A 5027-nucleotide genomic window follows, 5' to 3' on the forward strand; every position below is an offset into this window, starting at 1 on the left:
GTGTTCCAGACCCTGGCCAACCGCAAGCCCGACCTGGACGGCGGTGTGTATGCCTATGCCAAGGCCGGTTTCGGCGACTACATGGGCTTGGGCCTGTTCCACAACTTCCTTGAAGACCAAAGCGTGCAGATCATCGGCGTCGAAGCCGGTGGCCATGGCGTGCATACCGACAAGCATGCCGCCAGCCTCAACGGCGGCGTACCTGGCGTACTGCACGGCAACCGCACCTACCTGTTGCAGGACGACGACGGCCAGATCACCGACGCCCACTCGATTTCCGCCGGCCTGGACTACCCCGGCATCGGTCCGGAGCACGCCTACCTGCACGAAGTGAAGCGCGTGGAATACGTCAGCATCACCGACGACGAAGCCCTCGACGCCTTCCACGCCACTTGCCGCCTCGAAGGCATCATCCCGGCGCTGGAGAGCTCCCACGCCCTGGCCGAGGCGATCAAGCGCGCGCCGACCCTGCCCAAGGACCACCTGATGGTGGTGTGCTTGTCTGGCCGTGGCGACAAGGACATGCAAACCGTGATGAACCACATGGCTGCCCAGGAGAAACAGGCATGAGCCGTCTTGAACAACGTTTCGCCGAGCTGAAGACCGAAGGCCGCTCGGCGCTGGTCACCTTCGTCACCGCAGGCGACCCGGGCTACGATGCCTCCCTGGCGATCCTCAAGGGCCTGCCCGCAGCGGGCGCCGACGTGATCGAACTGGGCATGCCGTTCACCGACCCGATGGCAGATGGCGTGGCGATCCAGCTCGCCACCCTGCGTGCGCTCGAAGCCGGCCAGACCCTGGCGAAAACCCTGCAGATGGTGCGTGAGTTCCGCATCGACAACCAGGCCACACCGATCGTGTTGATGGGCTACTACAACCCGATCCACCGCTTTGGCGTCGAGCAGTTCGTTGCAGAGGCCAAGCAGGCCGGCGTCGATGGCCTGATCATCGTCGACCTGCCGCCGGAGCACGACGCCGAACTGGCCACCCCGGCCCAGGCTGCGGGCATCGACTTCATCCGCCTGACCACCCCGACCACCGACGATGCCCGCCTGCCACGTGTGCTCGAGCGCAGCTCCGGGTTCGTCTACTACGTGTCGGTAGCGGGTGTGACAGGCGCAGGTTCGGCGACCACCGAGCATGTGACCGAAGCCATCGCGCGCCTGCGCCGCCATACCGATTTGCCGATCAGCGTCGGTTTCGGTATTCGCACGCCAGAGCAGGCAGCGGCCATCGCCAGGCTGTCCGACGGCGTGGTGGTGGGTTCGGCGCTGGTCGACAAGATCGCCCAGGCCAAGGACGCCGACCAGGCGGTTAGCGATGTGCTGGGCCTGTGCTCGGCCTTGGCCGAGGGTGTGCGCGGCGCTCGTCGCTGATATCGCGTCGCTTTCTTCGCGGGCAAGCCCGCTCCTACAAGGTTCGGTGTAGTTTCTGTAGGAGCGGGCTTGCCCGCGAATAGGCGCTCAAATACCCCGCTCGTGCTCCAGCCAGTCAACGAACCGCTGGATCAACGCTCCACGTCGCTTACGCGGCGGCAACACCACGTAATAGCCGCGCTCCGATCGCAAACTTCCCTCCAGCGGCCGACACAACAACCCCTGCTCCACCAGCCCATCGACCAAGTGCCCCCAGCCAATGGCCACGCCCTGGCCGGCAATCGCCGCCTGGATCAACAACGTGTAGTTGTCGAAACGCAACTGCCCCGGCGGCGGCGGGCTGGTCACGCCAAGCCCCTTGAACACCCCCGCCCAGTCGAACCAGCGGCTGGCCTGCTCGCCGCGCAAGTGCAGCAACGGCAAGCGTTGAAGGGCCTGCGCCGACAGGACCTGCCCCTCCACCAAGCGCGGGCTGCACACCGGAAACACCTCTTCATCGAACAGCCAGCGGCTCTCGCCCTGGTGAAAGCGCCCATCGCCGAAGAACACCGCCACATCGATATCCGGGCGCAACATGCCCTGGCTGCGTTCGCCGGTCACCAGGCTCACGTCGACCTGTGGATAAGCCTCATGGAAGCGTTGCAGCCGGGGCATCAGCCAGAACGCGGCGAAGGCAAAATCGGTGGCCACCTGCAACACCTCGCGCTGGCCGCGCCCGCAGGCCTGGGCGATGCCGTCGTCCATGGCCTGCAAGCCCTGGTGCACCTGCTCGAACAGCAGTTGACCGGCCTCGGTCAGCTCGATGCCTCGGTAAATCCGGTCGAACAGACGCGTGCCCAACTGCGCTTCCAGTCGCTTCACCTGCTGGCTCACCGCCGGCTGCGTGGTGCCCAGCTCCAGCGCCGCCGCCGTGAAACCGCGCAAACGGGCGGCGGCCTCGAACACACGCAAGGTATCCAGCGACAACTCGGCAAGGTGCTCGAACATAAGCGTGGCTAATCCCAGTCATTGCCCGCCATGGGCTTTACCCATGTTATCCACAGTCGCATTCTCGTTCGCAAGCGGTTATCCATAATCCTCGACGATGGAAGGCAGACATGAAGCGCCCCAACATCCTGTTCATCATGGCCGACCAGATGGCCGCGCCCCTGTTGCCGATCTACGGCCCATCGCCGATCAAGATGCCGCACCTGGCCAAGCTCGCCGAACAGGCTGTGGTGTTCGACGCCGCCTACTGCAACAGCCCGCTGTGTGCACCCTCGCGCTTCACCCTGGTCAGCGGCCAGTTGCCCAGCCGCATCGGCGCCTACGACAACGCCGCCGACTTCCCCGCCGACGTGCCCACCTACGCCCATTACCTGCGCCGCCTCGGTTACCGCACCGCGCTGTCGGGCAAGATGCACTTCTGCGGCCCCGACCAGTTGCATGGCTACGAGGAACGTCTTACCAGCGACATCTACCCCGCCGACTACGGCTGGGCCGTGAATTGGGACGCCCCCGACGAGCGCCCGAGCTGGTATCACAACATGTCTTCGGTATTGCAGGCCGGGCCCTGCGTGCGCACCAACCAGCTGGATTTCGACGAGGAAGTGGTGTTCAAGGCGCGTCAGTACCTCTACGACCACGTACGCGAAGACGATGGCCGGCCATTCTGCCTGACCGTATCCATGACCCACCCCCACGACCCCTACACCATTCCCAAGCGCTACTGGGATCGCTACGAGGGTGTGGATATCCCGATGCCACGCGACACCCTCGCCCAGCACGAGCAAGACCCCCATTCCCAGCGCCTGCTCAAGGTCTACGACCTGTGGGACAAGCCCCTGCCTGTGGATAAGATTCGCGACGCCCGCCGCGCCTACTTCGGCGCCTGCAGCTACATCGACGACAACATCGGCCAACTGCTGCAAACCCTGGAAGAATGCGACCTGGCCGACGACACGCTGATCGTGTTCTCCGGTGACCACGGCGACATGCTTGGCGAGCGCGGGCTCTGGTACAAGATGCACTGGTTCGAGATGTCGGCGCGGGTGCCGTTGCTGGTGCACGCGCCCAAGCGCTTCGCCCCGGCGCGGGTGGCAGCCAGCGTCTCCACCTGCGACCTGCTGCCGACCCTGGTGGAAGTGGCCGGTGGCAGCGTCGAGCCAAGCCTGCACCTGGACGGCCGCTCGCTGCTCGGCCACCTGCAAGGGCAGGGCGGGCATGACGAGGTGATCGGTGAATACATGGCCGAAGGCACCGTCGGCCCGCTGATGATGATTCGCCGTGGCCCCTACAAGTTCGTGTACAGCGAAGAGGACCCATGCCTACTCTATGACCTGAGCCGCGACCCGCACGAGCGGGAGAACCTCACCGGCAGCCCGGACCACCAGGCGCTGCTGCAGGCATTCGTCGATGAAGCCCTCCAACGCTGGGATATCCCCACCCTGCGCGAGCAGGTACTGGCCAGCCAGCGGCGGCGCCGCCTGGTGGCCGAGGCACTGGCCATCGGCACACTGAAAAGCTGGGACCACCAACCCCTGGTGGACGCCAGCCAGCAGTACATGCGCAACCATATCGATCTCGACGACCTCGAGCGCAAGGCACGTTACCCACAGCCCGCATCCATGGATTGAGTAGAGAGGCCGCAATGACCAAGTTCTCCACAGCCCTGATCGCCCTGGCCCTGAGTCTGGGCGGCACCGCGGCCCACGCCGCCGACAGCGACGCGCAATGCAGCACCGTGAAGATGGCCGACCCCGGCTGGAGCGATATCGCGTCCACCAATGCCATCGCCAAGCTTTTGCTGGAAAGCCTGGGTTACCAGGTGAAGATCGACAGCCTGGCTGTTCCGATCATCTACGGCGGCCTCAAGGATGGGCGCGTCGACGCCTTCCTCGGCAACTGGATGCCTGCCCAGCAGGGCTTCCACGACAAGTTCATCGCAAATGGCGACGTCAAGCAGTTGGCCCGCAACCTGGAAGGCACCGAGTTCACCCTGGCGGTGCCCGACTACGTGTGGAACGCCGGCGTGAAGGATTTCGCCGACCTGCAAAAGCACGCCGACAAGTTCGACAAGAAGCTGTATGGCATTGGCTCGGGCGCCCCGGCCAACCTGTCGCTCAAGGAAATCATCGACAAGAACGAATTCGACCTGGGCCAGTGGAAGCTGGTGGAGTCCAGCGAGCAGGCGATGCTCGCCCAGGTACAGCGCGCGGTGCAGAAGCAGCAGTTCATCACCTTCCTCGGCTGGACCCCGCACCCGATGAACGTGAAACTGAAGATGCACTACCTCACCGGCGGCGAGAAATGGTTTGGCAGCAAGGGTGATGTGTATACCTTGGTGCGTAATGGTTATCCACAGGCCTGCCCGAACGCTGCGAAGTTGCTGGGCAACTTGAAATTCTCGCTGGAGATGGAGAACGCGATCATGTCCGAGGTGGTGGATAAGAAAGTGAGCTTCGATGATGCGGCGAAGGCCTGGGTCAAAGCCAACCCGCAGTTGCTGGATGGTTGGTTGGCAGGGGTAACCACCAAAGCCGGCGGGGATGCCCAAGGGGCCGTCAAAGCTAAACTCTGATCGCTCACACAACGCTAACCCCTGTAGGAGCGGGCTTGCCCGCGAACACCGGCAACGCCGGTGCCATGCTCCGCGGTGTTTTCTTCGCGGGC

General features: G+C 64.3%; 4 protein-coding genes and 1 pseudogene. 4 read left to right on the plus strand and 1 reads right to left on the minus strand.

Translation table 11 applies throughout. From position 1 onward, the window contains the following. A pseudogene (locus ACQKPE_RS25730) lies at positions 1-570 on the plus strand (hypothetical protein); the annotation flags it as partial. Next, entirely contained in the window at positions 567-1376 is an 810-nt protein-coding gene (gene trpA / locus ACQKPE_RS25735) for a tryptophan synthase subunit alpha (RefSeq protein WP_427669504.1), read from the plus strand. The pseudogene ACQKPE_RS25730 and the gene trpA, both read left to right, overlap by 4 nt. A gap of 87 nt (positions 1377-1463) precedes the next feature. Here trpA and ACQKPE_RS25740 read toward each other — a convergent pair whose 3' ends face one another. Next, positions 1464-2363: a choline sulfate utilization transcriptional regulator gene (locus ACQKPE_RS25740; protein WP_427669505.1), complete on the minus strand. Its 900-nt coding sequence runs from the start codon at positions 2361-2363 to the stop codon at positions 1464-1466. A gap of 110 nt (positions 2364-2473) precedes the next feature. Between ACQKPE_RS25740 and betC the strand changes: the two genes are divergently transcribed. Both betC and choX read left to right on the plus strand, forming a co-directional pair. After that, complete coding sequence (betC, locus tag ACQKPE_RS25745) at positions 2474-3991, plus strand: choline-sulfatase (protein WP_427669507.1); 1518 nt, start codon at positions 2474-2476, stop codon at positions 3989-3991. 14 nt (positions 3992-4005) lie between these two features. Beyond that, a complete protein-coding gene (gene choX / locus ACQKPE_RS25750; protein WP_427669509.1) occupies positions 4006-4935 on the plus strand; it encodes a choline ABC transporter substrate-binding protein in 930 nt (309 codons plus the stop codon). Positions 4936-5027 lie beyond the last annotated feature (92 nt).

It is taken from the genome of Pseudomonas sp. NPDC089554 (assembly GCF_050280645.1).
Classification (GTDB): domain Bacteria; phylum Pseudomonadota; class Gammaproteobacteria; order Pseudomonadales; family Pseudomonadaceae; genus Aquipseudomonas.

Coding starts and splice junctions, on each gene's coding strand:
- trpA (WP_427669504.1), top strand. CDS start 567: ATGAGCCGTCTTGAACAACGTTTCGCCGAGCTGAAGACCGAAGGCCGC.
- ACQKPE_RS25740 (WP_427669505.1), bottom strand. CDS start 2,363: ATGTTCGAGCACCTTGCCGAGTTGTCGCTGGATACCTTGCGTGTGTTC.
- betC (WP_427669507.1), top strand. CDS start 2,474: ATGAAGCGCCCCAACATCCTGTTCATCATGGCCGACCAGATGGCCGCG.
- choX (WP_427669509.1), top strand. CDS start 4,006: ATGACCAAGTTCTCCACAGCCCTGATCGCCCTGGCCCTGAGTCTGGGC.